This is a genomic window from Streptomyces sp. NPDC041108, from assembly GCF_055592645.1.
Genome location: NZ_JBVIYK010000001.1, coordinates 1184643 through 1210361 on the forward strand (window position 1 = coordinate 1184643; position 25719 = coordinate 1210361).

Below are 25719 nucleotides of genomic sequence, written 5' to 3' on the forward strand. Positions count from 1 at the left end.
GCCGCCCGCCGACTGCCCCTGGCCGTACGTCACTCCGGTGGGGCCGCCGCGACATGGGCCCGCAGACTCCTGGAGAAGGCGAGGACGTCACCGACACGCAGTCGGCGGGCCTGGTCCCGGGGAAGCGCGTGACCGTTGAGGAGGGTGTCGTTGGTCGTGCTGAGGTGACGGATCCAGGCGCCCTGGGTGTCCGACCAGACCACGGCATGGCTCCGGGAGACGTTGCCGTAGTCGGTGCCCGTCCACCGGCCGTGTTCCAGCATCCGCTCGGCGAGTGCGCCCGGCGCGGTGGTCGAGCGGCCGACGAGCAGCGGTTCCGGGCCGAGCGGGTAGGAACCCCACGGGAACACGACCGCGATGCCCTGCGCGCCGGAGCCGGCGGGCGATCCGGTCGGCGCCGGGCCCGTCTCGCCGGACCGCTGCGAGGCCGCGGGGACGATGGTGCCGTGCAACGGACAGCGGTCGCCGTCGAGTTCGAGACCGCACCCCGCCTCCGGACAGATCTCCGCGGCCGAGGACGCCGGCCGGGAGCCGTGCGGGGACTCGCCCGCCGGTCCGGCGGCCGCCTCGGGAGCAGGTGCCTTGCGCAGGTACTCGCCGCAGTGCACGCACAGCGCGCCGTCACCGGGATCGTCGTGCCCGCGCGGACAGATCAGGGCCGCCATGTGACACCTTCCATCGTGATGCCCCGCGCGGCGAGGGCCCGCTGGATGCGGGCGGGATCGCCCGGGCGCGGGACGCCGATCAGGAACATGCGGTCCTCCTCGACCTGGAACTGCAGTTCGGCCGGAGGTCCGGGGCCCGGACCGTCCCCGGTCCACGGTCCGTAGCGCTGCCGTCCCAGGTCGGTGAGCGGCACCAGCCGCTGGTTCGCCGAGCCGCGCCACCTCCCCCCGCCGGCCGCCGCCGCTCGGTAGGGGCCGGTCACCAGGCCGTCCAGCAGCGCGTACGCCTCCGGACAGCGGGCGGCGAAGTCCTCCTCCTCCAGGCCCGTCCAGCCCAGCAGGTCCCAGCCGTGGCGCTCCCGGCGGGCGGCGAGACCCCTGAGCAACTCGGCCAGGGCGAGCGGCTGTTCGGACGGTTCGCCTCCGCTGAGGGAGACGCCGTCGATGTCCTCCGGCGGCCGGCCGTCGCACCAGTCGAGGATCGTCCGAGTGTCCACCGCGTACTCGGGCCCCGATTCCCAGGTGTCCCGGGACAGACAGCCCGGGCAGGCCAGCGTGCACCCCTGGACCCAGATCCCGAGCCGGGAACCCGGACCGAGCGCCGTCACCGGGTGGTGCAGCCGTGCCACGTTGAGGATCATTCGGTCACCAGCCTCCAGTTCTGCCCCTCCTGCTTCAGACCCAGGACGCGGACGGTGCCCCCTGGCCGGCGGGGATTCAGGAACAGCTCCCGGGCCAGGGGGTTGACCAGGATGGCCTCGATCTCCGAGACGATGCCCCGCCCGCCGTTGCGCAGGTCGAAGATGGCCAGCTCGCGCAGCCGCTCCCTGGCCTCGTCCGTGTACTCCACGGTGACCCCGTGCACACGCAGCACGGTCTCGGCGACCCTGTCCAGGGCACGGTCGGCGATCTGGCCGGTCACCGGTGGCCGCAGGAAGTCGAAGACGACGATGTTCTGCTGAATGCGGTTGTACAGCTCGGGACGCCCCAGCAGATAGCGGAAGTAGATCTGGAGGTGTTCCCGAACGCGGCTCTCGATGATCTCCAGGTCGTCGTCCGGGGTGACGTTCTCCTTCGGCTTGCCCTCCTCGTCCGCGGTGATCACACCGAGGTTGGTGGTGAACACCAGCAGCGTCTCGGTGAAGTACACGGTGGCACCGCGCCCGTCGGTGAGCCGACCGTCGTCGAGGATCTGGAGGAACTTGTCCATCAGCCGCGGGTGGGCCTTCTCGATCTCGTCGAAGAGCACGACCCTGAAGGGCTGTTCGCGGATGCCGTTGGTGAGCTCACCGCCCGCGTTGTGGCCGACGTAGCCGGGCGGCGCGCCGATGAGACGGGCCTCGGAGTGCTCCGCGGAGAACTCGCTCATGTCGAAGCGCAGATACGCCTTCTCGTCGCCGAAGAGGAGCCCAGCCAGGGCCTTCGCCAGCTCCGTCTTGCCCACGCCCGTCGGCCCCGAGAAGAACAGCACGCCACGCGGTTTGGTCCCGGTGCCGCCGGTCTGCGCCCCGGAGAGCCCGGTGACGGACCGGGCGACGATGTCCACCGCCCGGCGCACCGCGTCCGGCTGGCCCAGGACCCGGCGCCCCAGCACAGCCTCGGCCCCGGCCAGTCGGCCGCGCAGCGTCGGGTGCTGCCAGGGGTTGTCGGGCACGCCCACGCGGAAGGTGCGTACGGCGTCCTCCACGCGCTCCGCCGGAATGCCCGCCACCCGCGCCAGCTCCACCACATCACGCATCTGGCGCAGCCGCATGCCGTGGGTGGCCTCGGCGAAGCGGCGGGCCAGAGCGGAGCGTTCCGCGGGATTGGCGGGGGCGTCCAGCATCCGGGGCATGTACTCCGCCGCCGCCCGCTCACGTGTGCCGAGGTCGGGTTCGGGCACCGCGGTCACCCGCAGGGTGTGGTTGCCCGTGGTGAACCAGCTGGGCAGATCGTTGACCCGGTCGAGCACCCAGAAGATCACCGGATAGCCGACCGCGGTCGGCAGCGCCTGATAGGCCAGCCGGTCCGCGACCGAGAGGAACAACCGTTCCTCGGCCGTGGTCTGCTCCCCGGACAGCAACCGGGACGCGTCGGTGACGATCAGCGCCACGGGCTCGGCGCCCGGCGACCGGTCACCGGCGACGGCCACCATGACGTCCCGCAACTGCCCCAGAGACAGGTGCTGCCCCAACTCGGCCTCGGCCCGGCCGAGGAGCCCGGTCACCACCTGCGGCACCGCGCCCTCGGGGCGCACCACCCGCAGCCCCTCCCCGCCGGCCGAGCTGAGCACCGCCGAGTAGTTCCGCTCGGCGAGGACGCTGCTCAGCACGTCGACCAACTCCATGTATCGCGGCCGCCCGTCGAGTTCCGGATCGGGCAGCAGATACTGGTCGTGGACGTTCCCTGTCAGCAGGATCTGCGGGTGTGCGCCGACGGCCAGCGCCACTTCCCGCACCCACGCGGGCCGGGAATCCTCCTCGGCCGGGGGCCCGACACCCTCGTAGGACGCGCCGGAGCCGTACGTACCGGTCATGCCTGTGCCTCCCGTTCCTGACCGCCACCGTGTTCCCGCCGCGGTACGACTCCCGCCCCCACCCGGGGCACCGGCCGTGCACCGGGTTCCTCCAGGTCGCCCGAGCCCAGGCGCACGTGGTAGTGCCCCAGACCGGCGACCAGCGCGGGCAGCGCGTCGCAGAACGTCCGCTGGGCCCGGCGGTCGGCGCTCTCGCCGCCGTCCGCCTCCGCGTCGCGCACGACGATGTGGCGCAGCACCGAACTGCCCCGGTCGAAGAGGACCTTCAACCCGTAGCCGGTGTCGCCGGGCAGCGCGGCGTGGGCTGTTCCCTGGTCCACCAGAGCCGTCTCGAATCCCTCGCCGACGTGGTAATCGAGGTCGGCGAGGACCTTGCCGAGGGCCCGGGCGGCGATGCGGCGTGCTCGCTCGCCGTCGGCCTCGTCGACCGCCCGCTCGACGGCGGCGACGAGGTCGGCCGGCACCTCGGAGCGCCCTTCCTCGATCACCGCGGCCAGCCTGTCGGCCAGTTCCGTCACACGCGCGCCAGGTACGTCCTCCAGCCGTGCCATCAGGGCGGCGGCCTGCTCGGCGGCCGCCTCGACCGCGCGCCGGGTCTGCTCGGCGGAGCGCAGTCGTTCCTCCAGCGAGGCCAGGACGCGCCGCGCCTTCTCCTCGCCGGCGGACGAGGCCACCTCCCGGGCGTCCTCGGCGCACCGCTCCCGTACCGGGGCCGGGGTTCCGACGGGCAGCCGGGCCAGCAGGTCCGCCGCCCGCTCGGCCAGGGCCCGGCGCCTCTCGACGCTCTCCTGTGCCTCCCGGGCGCGTGCCGCTTCGGCCTGTTCGCTCGTGACCCCGGCCCTCGTCGTGTACTCCCGGCGGGTCACCCTGGGGGCCGGGCGCGTCGCCAGGGCCGTCAGTTCGGCACGGAAGACCTGGGCCAACTGTGCGTCGAGGAGGCCGCGGGCGTGTGCCGCCTCCGCATCGAGCCGCTCCGCGGCCGCCTCCCAGTCGTCCGCTGTCGCACGGGCCGGGGGTTCGGACGCGCGCCGCAGCGCGGAGATCGCCCTGCCGTGCGCGGTCCGGCATGCCGTGGTCTCGGTCACCAGAGCGACGTGCCGGACCGCTGCCCGGCGGTAGCGCTCCCGGGCGGCTCTGAGCCGACGCGCCTCGATCTCCTCGGGCGTCTCCACACGGTAGGACGCCGCTCCCATCGAACTCATGGCCGTACCTTCCATGTCCCGGCGACGAGCGTCGGCTCGCGGCCGGCGCTCACCACAGCTCCTGCGGTCGGTCCGGCACGAGGGGCAGCCATATGTCCAGGGCGGGGAAGACGAGCAGCACCAGGACGACCGCGACGACGAGGACCCGGGCCCATACGACGTCGTCGGCCGGACTCCGCCTGCCGGTTCGGCCGTCCGCCACCTTCACGACGCCCGCCAGACAGAGGCACGCGACGATCGCGGCCCACACGGCCGTGGACCCCGGGCGCTCGCCCGCGCGCTGGTTCGCCGTCAGGAACGTCTCCCTGAGGTCCTCACCGGGAAGGTAGGGAAAGCGGATGTCACCGCCGTGGCCGTTCCACAAGGCCACGGCGACGATCCCGCCCGCGAGCAGCACGATCCAGACGGCCGACCGCGCGGCCGGCCCCGGACGCCGTCGCCAGAGCAGCACTGCCAGGATCACGGCCGCCAGCGGAACCGTGAGCTGGTACTGCACGGCCGCGGCCACCTGCGCATACCGGCTCATGTCCGGCTCGGGTGTCTCCTCGGCCCAGCTGAGCCAGGCCGCCGTCGCGGCGTACAGCGCGACGAGCGACGCGACGAGGAACAGGGCGGCGGTGGCCAGGTCGGCCACGAGCACCGCGGAGACCGTCGCCACGTTCTTCAGGGTGTCCCTGGTCCTCGTACGCCACCGGTCGCCGGTACCGCCCGGTCTGCGGAGCTCCTGAAGCCCCTCGGCCGCGGCCAGGCGCAGGAGCACCCGGGCCAGCAGGAGACGAGCAGGCGAGTCCTTGTGCCGCAGGGCCTCCGAGGACAGCCGCATCCACCAGTCGCAGGCCCGCATGCGCGGTCTGAGGCGGATCAGGACCATCCGCAGCCGCTCCCGGCGCACGGCGGCGGGGTCGAGGACGCTGCGCAGGCACAGCACCCGCAGATCGCGGTCGTGCTGCAGCGAGCCCAGCGCGTCGCGCACCGTCGGCGAGGCGCCGGTGCCGAGCCGCGTCCGCAGTCCTGTGATCGCCCGCCGCAGGTGGGCCTCGGTCTCGGGCAGGGTCTCCGCCGCGGTGGCCAGTACCTCGCAGCGGCCCGCGCAGCGGTGATGTCCGGAGGCGGTGGGCGTGGCACACGGGTGGGCGGCCAGGACCCGCAGAAGTTCTCCGCTGATGAGAGCCACGACCTGCCGGTCCTGGGCCGCGGAGGATGCCGCCAGCGCGCACAGGCCGGCGGCGTCGGCAGGCTGGTCCGCGAACCTCGGTGGCGCGTCCGGGACCACCGCCGCGCGGAACGCGGCCATGCGCACTGCTGCTTCCCGCGCGTCCTGCGCGCGTGCGGCGACGAGGTCGCCGGGGATGCCGCCGCCGTTGAACTCTCGCTGCAGCCAGGCGCGCAGAAAGGCGAGCCGGTCGTCCGAGAGGAACAGGTCCCGTGCGGCGGGCCAGAACGGGCCGACCATCGCCTCGGCCAGACTCTCCAAGTCGTCATAGGTCCGCCCGTCCAGCCGGAACGGCTCGCCGGAGCCCGCTCGCCCCTCCTCCCGGTGCACCTTCGGGCTGCCGCCGCGCAGCCAGGTGCACACCTGCTCGTGCCCCCAGCGGCGCTCGGGCTCCCGGGTCAGCAGCCCCCGGCACAGCAGCTTCCAGCGGGTGTCGGTGACCCCTGAGAGGTCCACGTCGTGCGTGGTGAGGTACTCGTGCAGTGCCGTGTTGCTGCTCCACCCGCCGGTACCCGCGCAGTTGGGGTTCTCGCCCGTCAGCATCTCCGCGACCATCACGCCGAGGGACCACCAGTCCTGGGCGGGTCGGCGGTCCGCCCGGTGGAAGGTCTCCGGTGCCTGGTACGACCCGCTGCCGGCCTTGATGTCGGTCTGTCGGGTCTCACGCGCTTCCGCGACCAGCCCGAAGTCGGCCAGGACCGCCTCCGTACGGCCGTCCGCACGGCGCAGCAGCACGTTCGCGGGCTTGACGTCCCGGTGCGCGGCTCCCCGGCGCTCGCCGATGCGCAGTTCGGTGTGCAGATGGTGGAGGGCGTCCGCGATCTGCTCCAGCACCTCCCGCACCTGCTGCGGTGGTAACGCTCCCCGTTCGCTCAGCAGGTCGTGGAGCGAGCCGCCGGGCACGTACTCCAAGACCTCCCAGGGCCATGCGTCACCACCGAAGGTGTCCGGTTCCGCGCCGAAGTCGCGCACCCTCACGATGTGCGGGTGATCGGCGTCGCGCAGCCCCCGCATCACTTCGTCCGTGCGGCGCTCGGAGCCGCGGTACAGCTTCACGACCCAGGCGGAGCCGTCCCGCTGGTCGCGCACGAGCAGGACACGATAGGCCTCGCCCCCGGCGGGCAGCGCCCTCACCACCTCGTACCGCTCGGTGATCGCGGCGGGCACATGGCTCCAGCCGTTGCCCCGCCCACCTGTGGTCGTCCCGCCGGAGTCCCGGGGCCGGGTGTCCGCCCGCGTGGCGTCCTCGGACCGGACGCCGCTGGACCGGGCATCCCGCCGGGTCGAGTCCCGCGCCCTGTCGTCGTGGCCCGTCGCGTCGCTGCGGGTGACGTCCTCGTCAGCCCGCGGCTGGCTTCCCCGCCCGGATCTCGCACCTGATTCGTCCGTCATGGCCCCCCTGCCCGGGGTGTCACCGAAATGGTCAAGAACGGCCCGGTGACACCCACTTGTACGTCCCCGTCGGCACTGTACCGATCCCGGACGCCCGGTTGTCTCGACAATCCGCCAACTCCGACCCAGTTGTTGTCGGTTGCCCGAATCAACCCGCGCGCGAGAGCCGGGCCGGTCCATACTGGGGGGCCAGCTCCGTCCATGGCAGAGGACCCCGACTTGGACATCCGCCGGCTCCCGGCCGAGGAGGTGCCCTGCGCACGGGTACCGGAACTGCTGCGCCGAGCCCGTGCCGCCCTGCCCGGCCCCGGCGCCTCGAATCTGCGCCGCGCGGTGGCCCTCTCGGACCTGTCGCAGGCCCACTTGGCCGGCTACCGCTGTACCGGGCACCACCAGGACCGGGAGGGAGCGGTGGCGGCCGGCCGGGAGGCGCTGGCCCTCGTTCCCGAAGGGCGGCCCGAGCGCAGGATCTTGACCGCCAACCTCGCCAACTGCCTGTCGTACGTAAGGACCGTGGCCGCCCAGGAGGAGGCCGTGGAGCTGTGGCGGGATGTCCTGGACGGACTGCGTGAGGGATCGTCCGCCCACGCGGAAGCCCTCGGCTCCAGCGGACTCGCCCTCCTCGCCCTGCACGAACTGCGCGCGGGGCCGACGGACCTCGAACGCGCTGTCGTCCACCTGGACGCGGCGCTCACGGGACCGCGCCTCACGGACGTCGTCCACGCCGTCCTCACCATGGGGCTGGGCTGCGCCCTTCTGGAGCGCTGCCGCCGGGCCAGCGCCGACCCCGAGGACGCGGCCCGCGCCGTACGGCTCCTGGAAGAACTCGAACGCGCGGGCACGGGCCGCGCGGTGGTCGGCTTCGCGGGGGTGCTGCGGACCAACCTGGAGGCCGCGCGGCTGGAGTGGTTCCGAGTGAGGACCGACAGCGACCCCGGCGCGCTGGACCGGACTCCGGAACCGTCGCCCGGCCCGGACGGCTCCGGGCTGCTGCCCGGCCTCGGCGGTGCCGGTCACCCGGAGCAACTGTCGGGCACGCGGTCCGCGGTGTCGGCCGCGGTGACCGGCCGACTGCACGAGGCCGACCGGGCCGTCGTCCTGGCCGACCGCGCCCTCGACGGCGTTTCGCCCCGCAGTCCCTCGCGCGCCCCGCTGCTGTGCGACGCCGCCCACGGCCGGCTGGGCCGGGCACATCGGTACCGTCGTGCCGATCCGGACCGCGCGAACAGGGACCTCCTGGACGCCCTCGCACTGGCACGTGAGGCGGTGGAGCTGGCCGTGGGCGTGCACATCGACGGTGCGCGGACCGTGCTGGCCGAGTGCCTGATCCACCGGTACGTCGAGATCGCTCCGTGTGATCCACGGGACCTGGACGAAGCCGTCACCCTCCTCGAACGGGTGCTGCGCTCGCCCGGCCGACGGCCCGACATCCTCCCCGCCGCACGCGGCCGCTACGCCGACGCCCTCCTGCTGCGCAGCGCCAGTACCCACAGCGCCGAGGACTTCACGCGAGCGCTGGAGCTGCGCACCGCGGCGTCCCAGCGGCTGCCGAAGGGGACCGCACGACGGGCGCACGCCGATGCCGCCCTCGCCCAGGTGCTGCTTCTCCGGGCGGACGGCACCGGTCTGAGCGATCACTGGGCCGAGGCGACCGGCTGCTCCCGCCGTACGGTGCGCGCCCTGGCACAGGTCATGCCCTACGCCGCTCTGGAGGCAGCCCGTATCTGGGCCCATTGGACGTGGAAGGGCCGCAGGGTGCGTGAATCGGCCGAGGCGTACGACTGGATGCTGCGGCTCCTGTACGGGGTGTCGGTCACTCAGATCACACGTGACGACAAGGAGACCGTGCTCTCCGACGCGTCGGTCGCCGGCCGGCGAGCCGCCCACGCCCACACTGTCATGGGCGCACCCGGTCCTGCGGCCCTGGCACTGGAGACCGTCCGTGCCGTCACCCTCGCCGAGACCCTCCACCGTGACCGCTTCGCCCTGGGCAGGCTGCGGACGGTGCAGCCGGGGCTGGCCGACCGGTACGCACGGGCCGTGGCGCGACTGGGCCGGGCCATGGAGGCGTACGACGACACATGAGCGCCATCGAGCGGCGAGCAGGGCCGCCGGGAACCGGGGGAGGACGAGCGTGACGTACGACGACCGTGTGGAGGAGCTCCGGGCCGCGCGCCGTGAACTGGACGACGTCGTCCGGGACATCCAGAACATCGAGATCGACGGGGTGCGGGAGTTCGCCTCGTTCCTCGCACCGCCGACCATGGACGACATCGCGGACGCCGCCTCCGGCCCCCCGCTCGTCTACGTCACCGCGGCCGAGCCGGGCGGACTGGCGCTGATCGTGCGCGGTCCGGAGGTCGAACACGTACCGCTGCCGTCGCTCACCGCGCAGGCTCTGCGCGACCAGGTGATGACGTACCTCGCGGCGCACGCCCGCGACAAGGACACGTCCGTGCAGGACGGGGAGGCATGGCACACGGCTCTCGACGAGATCACGGGCTGGCTCTGGCCGACCGTCATGGAACCCGTGCTGCGGCGGCTTCCCGGGCCGGGCGCGGCGACGCTCGTGGCGGGCGGGCTCCTCGGACTGCTGCCGCTGCACGCCGCCTGGACCAAGGACGCGGACCGATCGACCGGGCGCCGCTATGCACTCGACCACCGCACGCTGAACTACGTGCCCAACGCCCGCGCCCTCAGTGCGGCCCGGGCGATGTCCCGGACCCCCGCGCGGCGGCTGCTCACCGTGGCCGCTCCGCTGCGTACGCCGCCCGGCAGACCTCTGGAGTACGCCGGCACCGAGGCGGCGGTGGCCGGCGCCGCGTTCCCCGGGGGTCACACGCCGCTGGCCGGAGCGGCGGCCGGCGCGCGGGCCGTCTCCGAAGCGCTGCGCGAGGTTGACGTCGCCCATCTGGCGTGTCATGGGAAGGCGGATCTGACCGCACCTCTGGAGAGCCACCTGCTCCTCGCGGGTACCGAACGACTGCGGCTCAGGGACTTGCTGACACTGCGGCTTCGACTGCGGCTGGCCGTGCTGTCGGCCTGCGAGACCCTGGTGCCCGGCACGGATCTGCCCGACGAGGTCGTCGCACTGCCCACCGGGCTGCTCCAGGCCGGCGCGGCCGGGGTGCTCGCCTCTCTCTGGGAGGTCGGTGTCGTGGCCACCACGATGCTGATGACGGAGTTCTACCGGCTCTGGCGCCACCAGGAGGAGCCTGTAGCCCCTCCCGAGGCACTCGCACGGGCACAGATCTGGATGCGCGACACCACCAACGCGGAGAAGCTCGCCCTGTACGCCAAGGCCACCGCCGAAGGCGCCGCCTGGCTTCCGCCGGAGGCCGCCCGCCGCTTCCGGCTGGCGCTGATGACCCTGCCCGGCGGCCCGGAGGCGCGCTCCTACGCCCACCCCGACCATTGGGCCGGCTTCGCCTACGTGGGGGTGTGACCGCGAGGGGGCTGGGCAGGCCCGACGCCTCCTCCCCGGAAGACCCTGCCCTGCGAGACGGTCACCGTGATGCCGTCGGCGTCGCCCTCCGGATACTCGGTCCGCAGGCCCAGCGCCGCCAGCGAAGGGTCGGCATAGCGCTGTGTGCTGGGCGTGCGGTGGTTGAACCAGAAGGTCGTGTGTGGCTCGGACGGGTTGTCCTCGCCCGCGGCGTTCCGCAGCAGGATACGGGCGACCGCCTCGGGGGAGGGGTGCGTCGAGTGACCGGCCGCTGTGCGTTTCTCGTGGCCGCGACCCCCGTTGGTGGAGAACAGCCAGTCCTGGCATTCGACCGCGGCGACCAGCCCGGCGCTCACGTTGTGCGAGCTGCCGTGGTGGGGCGCCTTGACCAGGGAGACCGGGTAGCCGTTGCCGTGCCACAACCGGTGCAGCGAGCGGACCAGGGCATCCGCGTGGGCGTCGGCGGCGAACAGGACGTTGCTGCCGTCGTGATGCTGGGCCAGGAAGGCGATGCTGGAGCCGTTCGCCGGGGAGCGGTCGGCTCGGTAGGGCCGGGTGGCCAGCTCGGCCAGGACACGAGCGTCGACCCCCGTCGGTGGGGCGGCGGACTTCAGGACGTCACGTTCCGACCGGGCGACCGCCTTGGTGCGCCACTCGGTGCGCAACCGGGTCAGTTGTTCCGGCCAGGGCGAGAGCAGAGTGAGGGTCAGCCCGCGCAAGGGGAACGTGGGCGGTCCCTCTCGTGCCGGTACGACGACGGGGCCGCCGTTCGTGGCGGCGTTCCAGGGAAGCCGGCCCTCGCGCAGGAATGCCGCCAGACGCTCGGCGCTGCGCACCCCGAGCGTGTCCGTGGGACCGGTGTGTTCGAGGGCGTTGAACCAGACATCGCGTACCTGGAAGTTCTTCGGTGGTGAGGTCAGCAGCGGCAGCAGCCCGACGATGTGGTCGTCGTCGATGTGGCTGCACACGACGAGCTCGAACTCCCGCTGGTCCTCGGGTTGACGCGCGAAACGCGCCGCCAGCCCGGGGGGCAGGGTCCGGTCCTGTCCGGGACCGCCGTCGATGAGCATGCGCCGCCGGTGGGGTCCGTCGTCCCACTCGACCCACAGGCAGTCGCCGTATGCCGCGGGTAACGCCTCGACACTGATCACGAGGGCGTCACCATCCGTGCGTCGGCGGTGCCGAACGCCGTGTAGAGCAGGCACAGCAGATTGCGGTGTTCCCTCACGAGATCGCGGGCTGTCAGGTGCAGCGCGGTGGCGACGGTGGCACCCGCGAGCAGACGGTCGAAGAAGCGGCGCGCCCATTCGGCGCCGAGTTCCGTGGGCACCTCGATGTCGGTGCAGACCACGGCACGGGCACCCTTGCTGAGGAAATAGGAGGAGAACGCCGCGCGCAGCGCGGAGCCGCGGGCCGACGACGCGCAGGCGTTGAGAACGACGAGCGGGGCGCCCGGCAGGGGCACGTCCGGTGGGGCGTCGCGCCTCGCGTCCCGCAGTCCCACCTGCCGTCCTCCGGTGAACTCCAGTGCCATGTCACCCAACGGGGACGGCTGCTGGGCGACCGCGAGGTGGCAGTAGAAGTACCAGAGGGAATCGGGTCGTCTCGGCTTGCGCAGGGCCTCGGTGACCCTCTCCGCGTCGTCGACGACCTCCGCGCGGTCGGCGATGTGCCGTTTCCAGTAGTCGACCTGTCCCGCCACGAGCGTGCGGGGCCGCCTGGTCCGGACGCGGTCGATGTCCGTGTTGACGGCGATGAACGCGGTTGCCTCGGACGCGGTCCGCGGCACGTACTCGGTGCGGTGGCGGTGGTGATGGCCGGAGCGCAGCGGGACGAGGGTGAGCCTGGCTCCCAGGCCCAGCAGGCGGTAGGGCGACAGCCGTGCGTCGTCGTAGGTGTCGACGGCGTACATGAGGTGCCAGGGCAGGTTCAGTCCGTCGCTGACGACCTCGACGTACGGGGCACGGTCCGGTCCGGCGGACGCCAGGGCGTCGATGATGATGTCGCCGACCCTGCGCAGGTTCGGGCTGCCGTCGTCGGGGCGGAACAGAGCGTGGAAGAAGTCGAAGCCGGATCGTGCCAGCCGACGGAGATCGGACTGGTACATCTCCTCCGGTATACCGAGGGACGACTCGTACATCAGGCCCTGCGGCCCCAGCAGAAGTTCCTCGACTCCTGCCCTGGCCTCACGTACCAGCACGTCCAGTTCGCTGCGGCCGTACGGGAGTTCCGCCGTGGCACTGCCTGTTCCGTCCCGCACGGTGAGGACGTGGGTGCCACCGGTCGAGGTCAGGATGAGCGACAGGGCGATCTGTGTCGCGGGGGAGACCGGGGCGGCACGCCACGGTGCCAGCAGGATCTCTTGTTCCAGTCGGCCCGAGGGGTGGACGGTGAGGCGGAGTTGATGGGGGACGTGACTGTCCGTGGTGCGGGCCACCACGATGAGGGACACCGTCCGGTCGTCGTCGAGAGGCGTGACGTCGAAGAGGGCCTCGGAGGGGTCGGCCGTCGGATCGGGCATCTGCCGCCGCACGACGAGTGACCGGATCACCGGCACCACCTCGACGGCTTCCGGCGCTCCGTACACCTCGATGTCCAGGACCCCGGTGTCCGCCTCCGGAGGGAGAGTCAGGCCGAGCTGGGCGGAGTCGAAGGCGTACGGGTGGGCGGCGCGGTCGATACCGAGGACCAGTCGGCGAGTACGCTCGGCCGTCGGTTGGGCACCCGGGAAGTCCGGGTCGAACCGAGCTGTGATCCACTGTTCGCGCTGCATGGCGTCCAGCAGTCGGCACAGTTCGGTCCAATCGGGGGTCTCCGCGACCGATCCGGCCGATAGACGCCCGCGGTGGTACGCCTGACCGAGGACACTGGCGACCGAGGGGTACGGAAGGAACAGTTCGAGCAAGGACTCGGTGTGGCCGACGCGTTCCTCGTCGGTGGCCGCCTCGCCTAGCCGACCGACCAGATTCAGGGCTTCCGCGCGTACATGCGGCCAGTCCGGTCCCACCAGGTGCGGCAGTTTCGGCCATAACCCGACCAGTTCGGTGGCGGCGTCCTGAGCGGTCATGCGGCCCCGTCCTCTCCCAGTAGCGCGAACCGCCCGGACACCGAGAGTGCCCCACCCGCTGGTGCACCACCTGGCCCGGACCGGGCACGATAGGTACATGCGGCACATTCCCCGTGCACCATGTGACTCATCGTATTCCTTCACCCTCGGACGAGTTGCGCCTTGCTGGAAAGAGCGGAGGCCGGCTCCCGCACAGGCGGTCGGCCTTCCAGCCTCCCCGCGCGGTGTCCCCGCCATGTCGACCGGACCGCGCCCCTCTTGGCCTGCCGGCGCGGCAGACTGCTCTGGCTGGTCCACCACTGCTTCCAGAGCGACGGCCGGCTCCGCCCGGCCGATTCCGCGGCGCGCATACGGGTGCACCGTGCCCGACGGTGTACGCGCGCCTGACCAGCCCGGAGCCGCACGACCGGTCGGGGCGGGAAAGGGGAAGCACGACGGCCGACCGCTCGCGCTGGTCCGCATCGCGCAGCGCACGCAAGGCGCGACGGCCGGCTCCCTGGACACCGCCCGCGTCCGCTGCCCTGCCGGAGGCGAAGCCGGTGTCGGATCCGGCCACCGGCGTACCGGGCGGTGCGCGCTCTTCGGGTATCTCGATGTCGACGTGGCCCAGTTGGCCGGGTGGTGCGGGCCGGCGATGTCGTGGAGCCCGAGTGGGTGCTACTCGACCAGGCTCTGGGTGCCGACCACCCGGCGCGTAGTTGGCTGGCGAGCTGGTGGAAGGCGTCGACGGTCAGGATCAGCCCGAAGTGCGGTACGGGGACGTCGTGGCCGTCGACCGGGTTGTGCGTCTGTCCCGCGCGGGCCGGGGCGAGGTGGGTGACGAACTGGTGGCCGTGCAGATTCCAGTCCACCCAGGTGTCGGCGCTACGGCCCTGCTCCGGGCCGAGCGTCTCGCCGTAGAAACGGCGGGCGGCGTCCAGGTCGTCGACCGGGACGGCGAGGTGGAAGCGGGGGATGGGGGAGGCGAGACCGGCCATGGGCCTGGGGTTCCTTCCGTGCGGTGTGGAGTGTCTGGCGCTCGCCGGTTCTGACGGGCGGGGGAAACGCAGCGCCGAGGTTGCGGAGGTGTCAGCGCTTGCGGCGCTCGACGACGTAGGCGTAGTAGTCCGGCCAGGTCGGCTCGGCGTCGAGTGCGAGGGCGGCGTGCTGGGGCCAGTAGGGGTTGCGCAGGAGTTCACGGCCGAGGAGGACCGCGTCGGCCTGCCCGTTCGTGGTGATGTCGGTGATGACGCCGACGGCGGCGGTGGGGATGCCGGTGGCCTGGCGGGCCTGGGTGGCGAAGGGCACCTGGTAGTTGGGGCCGGCGACGATCTTGGCGTCGCGGACCCTGCCGCCGGTGGAGACGTCCAGGAGGTCGACGCCGTGGGCGTCCTGTCCCGCGTGGCCCGACTTCCGGTCGAGCGCCTTCGCTCCTGACGGCAGTCCAGGCCGTCCGCGTGACGGTGATCACGGACGTCCTCCGGGGGTGCTGCGTAGGCTTGGGCCGTCGCCACGGTGGGGTCCGCGAGAGTGGGTGAAGCCCTCCCCCGGCCACCTGACGGGGCGGCTGGAAAGTCGGCAAATGGTCAGCTCAGTCCTGAAGAACCTGGGGACGGCTGCCCGGACATGCGACTCGTTGTAGGGTGTGGAAACAGCCCTTGACCTGCAAAAACGCAGGCAGGGAGCCTACCTGTGGGAGTACCCCGATGTTGCGTACCATGTTCAAGTCCAAGATCCACCGAGCCACCGTCACCCAGGCCGACCTGCACTACGTAGGGTCCGTGACCATCGACGCCGACCTGCTGGACGCCGCCGACCTGCTGCCCGGCGAGCTGGTGCACATCGTCGACATCACCAACGGCGCCCGCCTGGAGACGTACGTCATCGAGGGCGAGCGCGGGTCCGGGGTGGTCGGGATCAACGGTGCCGCGGCCCATCTCGTCCATCCCGGGGACCTGGTGATCATCATCAGTTACGCTCAGGTCACCGACGCCGAGGCCCGCGCCCTGCGGCCCAGGGTCGTCCACGTGGATCGCGACAACCGGATCGTGGCCCTGGGTTCGGACGCCTCCGAGCCCGTCCCCGGCTCCGACCAGCGGCGCAGCCCGCAGGCTGTCACCGCCTGAGCCGAGGCCACGCGCGGCCGCCCGGCGTCCCCGACCGCACGCCGAGGAGTGTCATGAGCGACGTACAGATCCGCGACGACCGGGCGGCCGGCCGCCTCGAAGCCCTCGCCGGCGACGAACTGGCCGGTCACATCCAGTACTTCGTCCTCGAAGCCCCGCGCCGCGCGCTCGTCCCGGTCCACACGATCGTCGAGCCCGCGCACGAGGGGAAGGGCGTCGCGGGCTCGCTGGCCAGGGAGCTGTACGGCATCGCGGCCCGCGAGGGCGTCGTCGTCGCACCGCTGTGCCCGTACGTCGTCAAGTGGGCCGAACGCCATCCCGAGGAGGCCCCGGCCGCCGATCCGGAGCTGCTGCGGACGGCGAAGGACTGGCTGACCGCCCACCCCGAGGGCTTCTGAGGGGCGGGTCGGCGGGAGCGGTCACGGCGGCTCGGCCGGCCGGGTGACTGCCCGTGCGCGCGGCGGGTACCCGTGGCAGTGGTCCTAGGACCGACGTACCCCATGGCTGGAGGACGCGATGACGTACCCCGACCGGGACCCCGTGCACCCGGACCCCGCCCCGGGCCCCGACCGCCCGGAACCCCTTCCGCAGCCCCCGTTCCCCGACCCCGTCCCCACCCCGGACCCCCGCCCCGTCCCCACCCCGGACCCGATCCCGCAGCCCCCGGGCCCGGAGCCGGTGCCGGGGGAACCCGGGCCGGGGCCGCTGTCCTGAGAGCGGTACGCGGACGCGATGCGGCCCGGCGTGGAGGAGCTCCACGCCGGGCCGCATCGGCATGATCGGGGGCGCGACCGGCCGGACACGGCTCGTGGCCGCCCCCTCGGGCGTTCTAGGCCTCGACCTCGGACCGGCCCTGACCCCACAGCGTGTGGAACGACCCCTCCCGGTCCACCCGTCGGTAGGTGTGCGCGCCGAAGTAGTCCCGCTGGCCCTGCGTGAGCGCGGCGGGCAGCCGCTCGGCACGCAGGGCGTCGTAGTACGCCAGCGCCGCCGCGAACCCGGGCGTCGGCACACCCTGACGCGTGGCCGCCACCAGCACCTCGCGCCAGTCGTCCTGCGCCGCCGCGATCTCCTGGGCGAACGCGTCGTCGGAGAGCAGGCTGGGCAGGTCGGGCCGGGCGTCGTACGCGGCCCGGATACGGTCGAGGAAGGCCGCGCGGATGATGCAGCCGCCCCGCCAGATCGACGCCACCTTGCCGAGGTCGATGTTCCAGTCGTACTCGTCGCGGGCGGCGTCGATCTCGTGGAAGCCCTGGGTGTACGACACGATCTTGGAGGCGTACAGCGCCTGCTCGACCCGGTCGGCGAAGGCGCCCGCCTCGGCCGCGCTCAGCGGGGTGGCCTTGGGGCCGGCCAGCGAGCGGGAGGCGTCGCGCAGCGCGGCGTGGCCCGACAGGGAGCGCGCGAAGACGGCCTCGGCGATGCCGGACACCGGGACGCCCAGGTCCAGCGCGATCTGGACGGTCCAGCGGCCGGTGCCCTTCTGCTCCGCCTGGTCGACGACCACGTCCACGAACGGCTTGCCCGTGGCCTCGTCCACGTGCGCCAGCACCTCGGCCGTGATCTCGATCAGGTACGAGTCGAGGCGGCCGGTGTTCCAGGTGCGGAAGATCTCCGCGATCTGCGCGGGGCTGTATCCGGCCACGTCGCGCAGCAGCTGGTACGCCTCGCCGATGAGCTGCATGTCGGCGTACTCGATGCCGTTGTGGACCATCTTCACGAAGTGCCCGGCGCCGTCCGGCCCCACGTGCGTGACGCACGGCGCGCCGTCGGCGGCCTTCGCGGAGATCTTCTCCAGCATCGGGCCGAGGGAGTCGTACGACTCGACCGGACCGCCCGGCATGATGCTCGGGCCGTTGAGCGCGCCCTCCTCGCCGCCGGAGATGCCCGCGCCGACGAAGTGGATGCCCTGCTCGCGCAGCGCGGCCTCACGGCGGCGGGTGTCGGCGAAGTGCGCGTTGCCACCGTCGATGATCATGTCGCCGGGCTCCAGGAGCGGCGCGAACTCCTCGATCACCGCGTCCGTCGGCCCGCCCGCCTTCACCATGACGACCAGACGCCGGGGGCGCTCCAGCGCCTGGACGAAGTCCTTGGCGGTCTCGGCCGCGATGAAGTCGCCCTCGCGCCCGTGCTCCTCGATCAGCGCGTGGGTCTTCGCCGCGGAGCGGTTGTGGACGGCGACCGTGTAGCCGTTGCGGGCGAAGTTGCGGGCGAGGTTGCTCCCCATGACCGCGAGGCCGGTGACGCCGATCTGGGCTGAAGTGCTCATACGGTTGGCTCCTATGGATCCTGATATCGGTGGTGCCGTTCCTGCCCGCCAGTATTGTCCTTCCGGCCATCCTGACGTGCACCGGCCCCGTCCGCACTGCGCGGTCTGCCGGGCTTGAGTACGCAGGAAGGGCCCTACCTGCCTCAAAGGGGCGCGCAACCCGGTCGTTTGTGCGCCGTCCCTGCTCACTCGCGCGCCGGACGAGGGCACTTACGCGCCGGAGCAGATCGCATACCCGCCACGCGCGGTACCAGAGCGGCTGAATTTTCGTCTTGTCCTGGCCGGTTCGTGGCCCTTACTTTTGCGGCTCATGGCATATGCGAGGGGGGCTTCTCCATGGCCGCAAGCGGCCGGCACCGCCGGTACCAGCCGAACAGAATCAACCGCGCCTCACTCACCGTCACGGCGGGCGGCGCCGGGATGGCGCTCCCGCTGATCGGCACCGGGGCCGCCGAGGCGGCCGATGTCGAGACCTGGGACAAGGTCGCGGCCTGCGAGTCCACCAACGACTGGAGCATCAACAGCGGGAACGGGTACTACGGCGGACTCCAGTTCAGCCAGTCCACCTGGGAGGCCTTCGGGGGCACGGCCTACGCCGCCCGCGCGGACCTCGCCACCAAGGAACAGCAGATCGCGATCGCCGAGAAGGTCCTCGACGGGCAGGGCCCCGACGCCTGGCCGGTGTGCTCGGGCCGCGCGGGCCTCACGATCGGCGACGTGAAACCCCAGACCACGCCCCAGTCACAGGCGGGCAAGGTCGAGATGTACACGGTCGTGCGGGGCGACACCCTCTCCGGGATCGCGGACTCCGAGGACGTGCGGGGCGGCTGGCGCAGGCTCTACGAGAACAACCGCAGGACCATCGGCTCCGACCCGGACGTGATCATCCCCGGCCAGCGGCTGAGTCTTCACTCGGCGGGCCGCAAGGAGGTGCCGAAGAAGGAACGGAAGCAGGACAGCAGGCAGGAGAAGAAGCAGGTCCACAAGGAGCAGAAGGGCGGCAAGCAGCAGACGAACGAGAAGCGGCAGCAGTCCGCCTCCTTCGTCGCGCCGGTCAGCGCCTCTCTCGGCACGCCCTACCGCGCCTCGGGTTCCTCCTGGTCGAAGGGGTACCACACCGGCGTCGACTTCCCCGTGGCGACCGGCAGCTCCGTGAAGTCCGTGGCCGCCGGGCAGGTCGTCTCCGCGGGCTGGGGCGGGTCCTTCGGCTACGAGGTGGTCATCCGGCACGCCGACGGCCGCTACACGCAGTACGCCCATCTGTCGGCGATCTCCGTCAAAGCCGGTCAGAGTGTGGGCGCGGGCCAGCGCATCGGGCGCTCCGGTTCCACAGGCAACAGCTCGGGCCCGCATCTGCACTTCGAGGTGCGGACGGGGCCCGGCTTCGGCAGCGACGTCGATCCGATCGCCTATCTGCGGGCCGGCGGAGTCCGGATCTGACGCGCCGCACGGCGTCCGACGTGGGGCGGGAGGCCCGGTCCGGGCCTCCCGCTCAGGATTTCACGCGGTCACGATGCCGGTCGAGGAGCGCCCGGGGCACGTACAGCTCGCCGTGGAACGGCTGAAGCAGCAGACCGGGCGGAGTGTCCTCCTCGTCGGCCGCGCCCTTCCCGAGGAACGGGGCCGGTACGACCACACGCTTGTCCAGGCCGATCGCGTAGCCCGTGTCCGGGACCTCCGCGGTCCGCCCCGGAAGCCCCGCGAGCAGCTCCTCCAGGGCGAAGGAGTCCCGGTCGGAGTCCGGGCCGGCGGCCGCGGCCTTCTCGGCCGTGCGCTCCCGCTCCGCCCCGGTCTCGGCGGCGAGGCGCTCGGTGGTCAGCAGGATCAGACCGCCCGCCGCGACCACACCGCAGCCCAGCGCGAGCAGGGTGCCGGTCGTGCCGTGGCGGAACGTCTCGCCGAACATCGTGATGCCGACCGCGGCCGCCACCACCGGGTTCACCACGGTGAGCGTGGCCAGCGGGGCCGCGAGACCGCCGCCCCGGTAGGCGGCCTGGGAGAGCAGCAGACCGGCCGTCGCGAAGGCGCCTATGACCGCGAGGGTCGGCACGTCCGAGAGCGCGACGCCGTCCGTCCAGTCGACGGCGACCGTCTTGGTGAAGACCGAGGACATGCCGAACGCGACACCGGAGGCGACCGCCAGCAGGATGCTGCGCACCGCCGGGTGCCGGTGCGCGGCACGGGCCGCCACCGTCAGCGCCGCCACGGCGCCACCGCTGGCGACGGCCACCAGTACCCGCTGGACCGTGTCGAGCGACTGCGCGTCCGCCGAGCCGACCAGGGAGAGCAGGCCCGCGAGACCCACCGTCGCCATGATCGCGCCCCGCCAGGCCGTGGCCCCCGCCTTGCGGCCCACGAACAGCGCCGCCATGGGCAGGGCGAAGACGATGGTCAGCGCGCCCAGCGGCTGCACCAGGCTCAGCGGGCCGTACGCCAGCGCCACCACGTGCAGCAGCCCGCCGAGGCCGTTCAGTCCGACGGCGGCCCACCAGACCGGCCGGCGCAGCGGCGCGTAGGACCGGCCGGGGGAGGAGACCGCGACGCGCTCCTGGACGATCGCCCCTCCCGCGTACGCCACGGCGGAGACGAACGACAGCAGCACGGACAACGCGAGGGCATTCATGAGGTGCTCCTCGACGCGGCGCGGGGGCTCCGGGCCCGGCGCGGTGAACGCTCGGCTTTCATGGTGACCACGATGCCTCGCGAAACCGTCCGCGTCGTCGTACCTGAGCACTCAATGCGTCCTACTGCCGATGGAGTACGACCGGCCCCGTGTCATCCCCAGGAGGGGCGACACCGAGTGCAAGCCCCCGGGTGAGCGGGTCTGCGGGGCCTGGTACTACTCGTCCTCGTGGATCACGACCCCGGACTCACCGCGCTCTCGGCCCTCGGCGGCTTCTTCGTACTACACACGGGCGAACCACCGCGGGGGGCCCTGCCCACGCTCGCCCGGGCCTATGCGGCACGGGATGCCGATGTGAGAAGGGAGGTTTACGAGAATCCGGTAATTTTCCGTGTCCGCAAGGTCGCGCGAGGTGTGCGGGCCTCCGAACCGCGTGTGGCCGCCTCCGTCGCCCACCTCGGCTTCGCCTCCCGTCTGTGGTCGGTGGCCCTCGGCGCGGCCGCCGTGTACGGCCGCGTCCCCGATCTGGACCCGCGCCTGCTGCGCTGGGACGCGGACGCGAGCGCCCCCGACGAGCTGTGGCTGACCGAGGTGCGTGGCCTTCCCGCCGAGCGGATCGGCGCGGTCGTACTGGACGGCCACCTGCTGCCGCTGACGGCCGCGCTGCGGGCTCAACTCCCCATCTCCGAGCGCCTGTTGTGGGGAAACGCGGCCTCCGCGCTGATGGGAGCCCTACGCCAGATCGACCGCTGGGCGGCGGCCAACGGGCGTACGGAGGCGGCGGATCGGGCTCGCGCGCTCGCCGCCGGTCTGTTCGCGCACCCCACTCTGGCGGGCACCCTCGACCCGGCGACGTCCCGCCGCCGCAGCTGCTGTCTCTACTACCGGCTGCCCGGCGGCGGCCTGTGCGGCGACTGCTGCTTCGACCGGCCGCCCGGCCGGCGCTCCCCGGCCGGCCCCCGCCCGGACTGACCTCGCGAGCACGGCCGCGCGAGAATCGTGGTCTTCCCCAACCGACCCTTCTGGGTGACCATGTGGGAACCAGCCGCTGAGACAGGGGGTTCCGGGTGCGAGTCGGCCTGCTGACCCGGGAGTATCCGCCCGACGTCTACGGTGGCGCGGGCGTCCATGTCGAGTTCCTCGCCCACGAGTTGAGGTCACTCGTCGACCTGGACGTGCACTGCTGGGGCGAGGGCGCGGGCGGCGGTGTCGTACGCCACCGGCCCTGGTCCGCGCTCGACGGGGCCAACGACGCGCTGCGCACCTTCTCCGTGGACCTCTCCATCGCCGCCGGACTCGAAGACCGTGAACTGGTCCACTCGCACACCTGGTACGCGAACCTCGCCGGTCACTTCGGCAAGCTGCTGCACGGCATCCCGCACGTGATGACCGCCCACTCGCTGGAGCCGCTGCGCCCCTGGAAGGCCGAGCAGCTGGGCGGCGGCTACGCCCTGTCCAGCTGGGCCGAGCGCACCGCACTGGAGTCCGCCGACGCCGTGATAGCCGTGTCCGGCGCCATGCGCGACGACATCCTCGGCTGCTACCCCGCCCTGGACCCGGCGAGGCTGCACGTGGTGCACAACGGCATCGACACCTCCCTCTACACGCCGGACCACGGCACCGACGTCCTGGAACGGATCGGCGTCGACCCCGGCCGGCCGTACGTCCTGTTCGTCGGCCGGATCACGCGCCAGAAGGGCGTGCCCCATCTGCTGCGCGCCGTGCGCGACATCGATCCGGCCGCACAGGTCGTGCTCTGCGCGGGCGCGCCCGACACCCCGGAGACGGACCAGGAGTTCCGCGACCTCTTCGCGGAGCTGGGCCGCGTCCGCGAGGGGCTGTTCTGGATCCCGCAGATGCTGCCGCGCCCGGATGTGATCCAGCTCCTGACACACGCCGCCGTCTTCGTCTGCCCGTCGGTGTACGAGCCGCTCGGCATCGTCAACCTGGAGGCCATGGCCTGCGGCACGGCCGTGGTGGCCTCGCGGGTGGGTGGTATCCCGGAGGTCGTGGAGGACGGTGTCACGGGCCTGCTCGTGGAGACCGAGGACGGCTTCGAGGGCCGGCTGGCCGGCGCTCTGGACTCGCTGCTCGCCGATCCCGCGACGGCCGCCCGGATGGGTGAGGCCGGGCGGGAACGCGCGGTGCGGGAGTTCGGCTGGCAAGCGGTGGCGCGGCGGACTGCCCGGCTTTACGAGGAAGTCCTCAAACTGGGGTAGTCAGGGAACAGGGTTCGGTACAACCGGTGGGTGTAGAGGGGCGGCGGGATGCGGCGCGGTGGACCTTCGGTGCTGGGGATCGTACTGGCGGGCGGAGAGGGCAAGAGGCTGATGCCATTGACCGCCGACCGTGCGAAACCGGCGGTGACTTTCGGCGGGACGTACCGCCTGGTGGATTTCGTCCTGTCCAATCTCGTCAACGCGGACATCCTGCGCATCTGCGTGCTCACGCAGTACAAGTCGCACTCGCTGGACCGGCACATCACCACGACGTGGCGGATGTCGAGTCTGCTCGGCAACTACGTCACCCCGGTCCCGGCGCAGCAGCGGCTGGGCCCGCGCTGGTACCTGGGCAGCGCCGACGCCCTGCTGCAGTCCCTGAACCTGGTCCATGACGAGCAGCCCGAGTACGTGGCCGTGTTCGGCGCGGACCACGTCTACCGCATGGACCCGCGCCAGATGCTGGCGCAGCACATCGAGGGCGGCGCCGGCGTGACGGTGGCCGGTATCCGCGTGCCGCGCACGGAGTCGTCGTCCTTCGGTGTGATCACGCCCGGCTCCGACGGCCGGACGGTGGAACGCTTCCTGGAGAAGCCGTCCGACCCGCCCGGCCTGGCCGACGACCCCGAATGCGTGTTCGCTTCGATGGGCAACTACATCTTCACCACCAAGGCCCTGGTGGAGGCGCTCCAGCGGGACGCCGAGGAGGAGGACTCCGTCCACGACATGGGCGGGTCGATCCTGCCCCAGCTCACCGACCGGGGCGAGGCGCAGCTGTACGACTTCAGCGCCAACCACGTGCCCGGCGAGACCATCCGCGACCAGGGCTACTGGCGGGACGTCGGCACGCTCGACGCCTACTACGACGCCCATATGGACCTGATCGCCGAGCGCCCCGCCTTCAATCTCTTCAACCGCAGCTGGCCCATCTACACCAGCTCCGGCCAGCTCTCCCCGGCCCGCTTCAACGCGGGCGGCATGGCCAGTGAGTCGATCATCAGCGCGGGCTGCCTGATCCGCGGCCAGGTGACCAGATCCGTCCTCTCCCCGGGGGTCGTGGTGGACCCGGGCGCGGTCGTCCAGGGCTCGGTCCTGCACGACAACGTGCACATCGGGCGGGGCGCGGTGGTCCGGGGCGCCGTGCTCGACAAGAATGTCCAGGTGCCCCCGGGGGCGACCATCGGAGTCAACCCCGAGCGGGACGCCGAGCTGTACACCGTCTCCCGGGGCGGAGTGATCGCTCTGGGGAAGGGGCAGCAGGTTCCGTAGTCGCCGGGCGGTCCGGCGGGCCGCCCGCCGGATGGCCGGACGGTCGGATGGTCCGTCAGGGTGACCCCGGTGAACACAGATGCCCCATGCGTCCCGCCTTTCGCCAAGAGGCGGGACGTAATCTGTTGTTAACTGTGCGTAGCTTGATCGTACTTGACCGTAATCGGCCAACAGCGATTGACTGCTGACTCATCCATCGTCGACGCGAGGCAAGCCATTGACTTCCGACCTGCTCGCCCCTCTCGACCTGGCGTTCTGGAACATCGAGTCCGCCGAACACCCCATGCACCTGGCCGCCCTCGGCGTCTTCACGGCCGACTCGCCCACCGCGGGAGCCCACGCCGCCGAACTGCTCGCCACGCGGGCCGTCGCCGTGCCGGGGCTGCGGATGCGGATCCGGGACGTGTGGGTCCCGGACGTGCGGCTGCCGCTGGCGTTCGGCGGCGCGACCCGGGAGCCGGTCGCCGACTTCGAGCCCTTCGACCACGTACGGCTGCACGCGCCGACCGCCGACTTCCACGAGGTGGCCGGGCGGTTGATGGAGCGTCCGCTGGAGCGCGGCCGGCCGCCCTGGGAGGCGCACGTGCTGCCCGCGGCGGACGGTGCCTCCTTCGCCGTGCTGTTCAAGTTCCACCACGCCCTGGCCGACGGACTGCGGGCCCTGACGCTCGCCGCCGCCGTCATGGACCCCGTCGAGATGCCCGCGCCCCGGCCGCGCCCCGCGCAGCCGCCGCGCGGCCTCCTGGACGAGGTGCGCAAACTGCCCGACCTGGTCCGGGGCACCTTCTCCGACCTCGGCCGCGCCCTCGACATCGGTGCCTCCGTGGCCCGCACCACGATCGACGCGACCCTCGCCGCCCGCTCCTCCGCCGCGCTGACCTCCGGGGCCAGCGGCACCCGCCGCACCGCCGGGGTGCTCGTGGACCTCGACGACGTGCACCGGATCCGCAAGACCGTCGGCGGCACCGTCAACGACGTCCTCATCGCCGTGGTGGCGGGGGCGCTGCGCCGGTGGCTGGACGAGCGCGGGGACGGCAGCGAGGGGGTCGCCCCCCGGGCCCTGATCCCCGTCTCCAGGCGCCGCCCCCGCACCGCGCACCCGCAGGGCAACCGGCTCTCCGGCTATCTGATGAAACTGCCCGTGGACGACCCGGACCCGCTCGGGCGGCTGCGTACGGTGCGCGCGGCGATGGACCGCAACAAGGACGCCGGGCCCAACCGGGGCGCCGGCGCGGTCGCCCTCCTGGCGGACCATGTACTGCCGCTCGGCCACCGGCTCGGCGGCCCGCTGGTCAGCCAGGCCGCCCGCCTCTGGTTCGACATCCTCGTCACCAGCGTGCCGCTGCCCAGCCTCGGGCTCCGGCTCGGCGGCTGCCCGCTCGCCGAGATCTACCCCCTGGCCCCGCTCGCCCACGGCCAGTCCCTCGCGGTGGCCGTCTCGACGTACCGGGGGAGCGTCCACTACGGCCTGGTCGCCGACGCGGAGGCGGTCCCGGACCTGGAGCGCCTCTCCCGGGCGGTCACCCGGGAGGTGGAGGACCTGCTGGCGGCGTGTGAGCCGTGACACCCGGTGGTGACGGGGGCTTTCCTCGCCCCGGCGCCGCTGCCCGTCCCGTCCCCCGGGGACTGCGCCCCTTCGACCCCCGGCCGCAGGTCCGGTGGGGCTTCTCGCGCAGTTCCCCGCACCCCTGAAAGGCAGGGGCCGCGCCCACTGCATGACAGGGGCAGGGGCCGC

Annotated in this window: 19 protein-coding genes and 1 pseudogene; 10 read left to right on the forward strand and 10 right to left on the reverse strand. The window is 72.5% G+C overall.

The genetic code is table 11. The features are described 5' to 3' along the window. Positions 1-29: 29 nt before the first annotated feature. The 5 genes from ACZ6BB_RS05035 to ACZ6BB_RS05055 are packed head-to-tail and all read right to left on the reverse strand — an operon-like array spanning position 30 to position 6987. Positions 30-665, reverse strand: a complete 636-nt coding sequence (locus ACZ6BB_RS05035; protein WP_471613910.1) for an FHA domain-containing protein — start codon at positions 663-665, stop codon at positions 30-32. After that, entirely contained in the window at positions 653-1306 is a 654-nt protein-coding gene (locus ACZ6BB_RS05040; RefSeq protein ID WP_471613911.1) for a 4Fe-4S single cluster domain-containing protein, read from the reverse strand. Before ACZ6BB_RS05040 ends, ACZ6BB_RS05035 begins: the two co-directional genes overlap by 13 nt. Continuing rightward, positions 1303-3180: an AAA family ATPase gene (locus ACZ6BB_RS05045; protein WP_471613912.1), complete on the reverse strand. Its 1878-nt coding sequence runs from the start codon at positions 3178-3180 to the stop codon at positions 1303-1305. Before ACZ6BB_RS05045 ends, ACZ6BB_RS05040 begins: the two co-directional genes overlap by 4 nt. After that, on the reverse strand, positions 3177-4382 hold the full coding sequence (locus ACZ6BB_RS05050; protein WP_471613913.1) for a hypothetical protein: 1206 nt from the start codon (positions 4380-4382) through the stop codon (positions 3177-3179). The genes ACZ6BB_RS05045 and ACZ6BB_RS05050 overlap by 4 nt, the downstream gene beginning before the upstream one ends. Before the next feature lie 49 nt (positions 4383-4431). Continuing rightward, positions 4432-6987, reverse strand: coding sequence for a protein kinase domain-containing protein (locus ACZ6BB_RS05055; RefSeq protein ID WP_471613914.1), 2556 nt, complete (start codon positions 6985-6987; stop codon positions 4432-4434). A 201-nt stretch (positions 6988-7188) separates the two neighbouring features. Between ACZ6BB_RS05055 and ACZ6BB_RS05060 the strand changes: the two genes are divergently transcribed. Then, positions 7189-9072 (forward strand): hypothetical protein, encoded by a 1884-nt coding sequence (locus tag ACZ6BB_RS05060; RefSeq protein ID WP_471613915.1) that lies wholly within the window; start codon positions 7189-7191, stop codon positions 9070-9072. Positions 9073-9121: 49 nt separating this feature from the next. Then, positions 9122-10432, forward strand: coding sequence for a CHAT domain-containing protein (locus ACZ6BB_RS05065; protein ID WP_471613916.1), 1311 nt, complete (start codon positions 9122-9124; stop codon positions 10430-10432). Here the strand turns inward: ACZ6BB_RS05065 and ACZ6BB_RS05070 are convergent. From ACZ6BB_RS05070 to ACZ6BB_RS05080, 3 genes and pseudogenes are all read right to left on the reverse strand, one after another. After that, entirely contained in the window at positions 10417-11583 is a 1167-nt protein-coding gene (locus ACZ6BB_RS05070) for a ComEC/Rec2 family competence protein (protein ID WP_471613917.1), read from the reverse strand. The two genes, ACZ6BB_RS05065 and ACZ6BB_RS05070, sit on opposite strands and share 16 nt — an antisense overlap. Further along, complete coding sequence (locus tag ACZ6BB_RS05075; protein WP_471613918.1) at positions 11580-13499, reverse strand: CHAT domain-containing protein; 1920 nt, start codon at positions 13497-13499, stop codon at positions 11580-11582. The genes ACZ6BB_RS05070 and ACZ6BB_RS05075 overlap by 4 nt, the downstream gene beginning before the upstream one ends. 1068 nt (positions 13500-14567) lie before the next feature. After that, positions 14568-14897 (reverse strand): annotated as a pseudogene (locus ACZ6BB_RS05080) (NADH:flavin oxidoreductase/NADH oxidase); the annotation flags it as partial. Positions 14898-15184: 287 nt separating this feature from the next. Here ACZ6BB_RS05080 and panD point away from each other — a divergent pair. From panD to ACZ6BB_RS05095, 3 genes are all read left to right on the forward strand, one after another. Then, the gene (gene panD, locus ACZ6BB_RS05085; RefSeq protein ID WP_471613919.1) at positions 15185-15604 is read left to right on the forward strand and encodes an aspartate 1-decarboxylase; all 420 of its coding nucleotides are present in this window, start codon (positions 15185-15187) and stop codon (positions 15602-15604) included. A gap of 53 nt (positions 15605-15657) precedes the next feature. Next, complete coding sequence (locus tag ACZ6BB_RS05090; protein WP_471613920.1) at positions 15658-16002, forward strand: GNAT family N-acetyltransferase; 345 nt, start codon at positions 15658-15660, stop codon at positions 16000-16002. A 118-nt stretch (positions 16003-16120) separates the two neighbouring features. Then, positions 16121-16318: a hypothetical protein gene (locus tag ACZ6BB_RS05095; protein ID WP_471613921.1), complete on the forward strand. Its 198-nt coding sequence runs from the start codon at positions 16121-16123 to the stop codon at positions 16316-16318. A gap of 115 nt (positions 16319-16433) precedes the next feature. Here ACZ6BB_RS05095 and gndA read toward each other — a convergent pair whose 3' ends face one another. Next, positions 16434-17873, reverse strand: a complete 1440-nt coding sequence (gene gndA / locus ACZ6BB_RS05100; RefSeq protein ID WP_471613922.1) for an NADP-dependent phosphogluconate dehydrogenase — start codon at positions 17871-17873, stop codon at positions 16434-16436. A 336-nt stretch (positions 17874-18209) separates the two neighbouring features. Here gndA and ACZ6BB_RS05105 point away from each other — a divergent pair, with 336 nt between their 5' ends. After that, a complete protein-coding gene (locus ACZ6BB_RS05105) occupies positions 18210-19313 on the forward strand; it encodes a transglycosylase family protein (protein ID WP_471613923.1) in 1104 nt (367 codons plus the stop codon). Positions 19314-19365: 52 nt separating this feature from the next. Here ACZ6BB_RS05105 and ACZ6BB_RS05110 read toward each other — a convergent pair whose 3' ends face one another. Then, positions 19366-20496 carry a DMT family transporter gene (locus ACZ6BB_RS05110; RefSeq protein ID WP_471613924.1) on the reverse strand — a complete coding sequence of 377 codons (1131 nt, stop codon included), beginning with the start codon at positions 20494-20496 and terminating at the stop codon, positions 19366-19368. Positions 20497-20724: 228 nt separating this feature from the next. Here ACZ6BB_RS05110 and ACZ6BB_RS05115 point away from each other — a divergent pair, with 228 nt between their 5' ends. The 4 genes from ACZ6BB_RS05115 to ACZ6BB_RS05130 all read left to right on the forward strand — a co-directional run bounded on the left by ACZ6BB_RS05115 (position 20725) and on the right by ACZ6BB_RS05130 (position 25548). Then, the gene (locus ACZ6BB_RS05115; protein ID WP_471613925.1) at positions 20725-21468 is read left to right on the forward strand and encodes a (2Fe-2S)-binding protein; all 744 of its coding nucleotides are present in this window, start codon (positions 20725-20727) and stop codon (positions 21466-21468) included. 95 nt (positions 21469-21563) lie between these two features. After that, positions 21564-22715: a glycogen synthase gene (glgA, locus tag ACZ6BB_RS05120; protein WP_471613926.1), complete on the forward strand. Its 1152-nt coding sequence runs from the start codon at positions 21564-21566 to the stop codon at positions 22713-22715. Between the two features lie 48 nt (positions 22716-22763). Then, complete coding sequence (glgC, locus tag ACZ6BB_RS05125; protein ID WP_471613927.1) at positions 22764-23984, forward strand: glucose-1-phosphate adenylyltransferase; 1221 nt, start codon at positions 22764-22766, stop codon at positions 23982-23984. 217 nt (positions 23985-24201) lie between these two features. Continuing rightward, positions 24202-25548, forward strand: coding sequence for a wax ester/triacylglycerol synthase family O-acyltransferase (locus tag ACZ6BB_RS05130; RefSeq protein ID WP_471613928.1), 1347 nt, complete (start codon positions 24202-24204; stop codon positions 25546-25548). Positions 25549-25719: the final 171 nt, after the last annotated feature.

What these genes read in the sequence shown, in the direction of transcription:
- ACZ6BB_RS05040 (WP_471613911.1), bottom strand. Translation starts at nt 1,306, where the DNA reads ATGATCCTCAACGTGGCACGGCTGCACCACCCGGTGACGGCGCTCGGT.
- ACZ6BB_RS05095 (WP_471613921.1), top strand. Translation starts at nt 16,121, where the DNA reads ATGACGTACCCCGACCGGGACCCCGTGCACCCGGACCCCGCCCCGGGC.
- ACZ6BB_RS05075 (WP_471613918.1), bottom strand. Translation starts at nt 13,499, where the DNA reads ATGACCGCTCAGGACGCCGCCACCGAACTGGTCGGGTTATGGCCGAAA.
- ACZ6BB_RS05110 (WP_471613924.1), bottom strand. Translation starts at nt 20,496, where the DNA reads ATGAATGCCCTCGCGTTGTCCGTGCTGCTGTCGTTCGTCTCCGCCGTG.
- ACZ6BB_RS05050 (WP_471613913.1), bottom strand. Translation starts at nt 4,382, where the DNA reads ATGAGTTCGATGGGAGCGGCGTCCTACCGTGTGGAGACGCCCGAGGAG.
- ACZ6BB_RS05105 (WP_471613923.1), top strand. Translation starts at nt 18,210, where the DNA reads ATGGCCGCAAGCGGCCGGCACCGCCGGTACCAGCCGAACAGAATCAAC.
- ACZ6BB_RS05045 (WP_471613912.1), bottom strand. Translation starts at nt 3,180, where the DNA reads ATGACCGGTACGTACGGCTCCGGCGCGTCCTACGAGGGTGTCGGGCCC.
- gndA (WP_471613922.1), bottom strand. Translation starts at nt 17,873, where the DNA reads ATGAGCACTTCAGCCCAGATCGGCGTCACCGGCCTCGCGGTCATGGGG.
- ACZ6BB_RS05055 (WP_471613914.1), bottom strand. Translation starts at nt 6,987, where the DNA reads ATGACGGACGAATCAGGTGCGAGATCCGGGCGGGGAAGCCAGCCGCGG.
- glgC (WP_471613927.1), top strand. Translation starts at nt 22,764, where the DNA reads ATGCGGCGCGGTGGACCTTCGGTGCTGGGGATCGTACTGGCGGGCGGA.
- ACZ6BB_RS05090 (WP_471613920.1), top strand. Translation starts at nt 15,658, where the DNA reads ATGAGCGACGTACAGATCCGCGACGACCGGGCGGCCGGCCGCCTCGAA.
- ACZ6BB_RS05060 (WP_471613915.1), top strand. Translation starts at nt 7,189, where the DNA reads ATGGCAGAGGACCCCGACTTGGACATCCGCCGGCTCCCGGCCGAGGAG.
- panD (WP_471613919.1), top strand. Translation starts at nt 15,185, where the DNA reads ATGTTGCGTACCATGTTCAAGTCCAAGATCCACCGAGCCACCGTCACC.
- ACZ6BB_RS05035 (WP_471613910.1), bottom strand. Translation starts at nt 665, where the DNA reads ATGGCGGCCCTGATCTGTCCGCGCGGGCACGACGATCCCGGTGACGGC.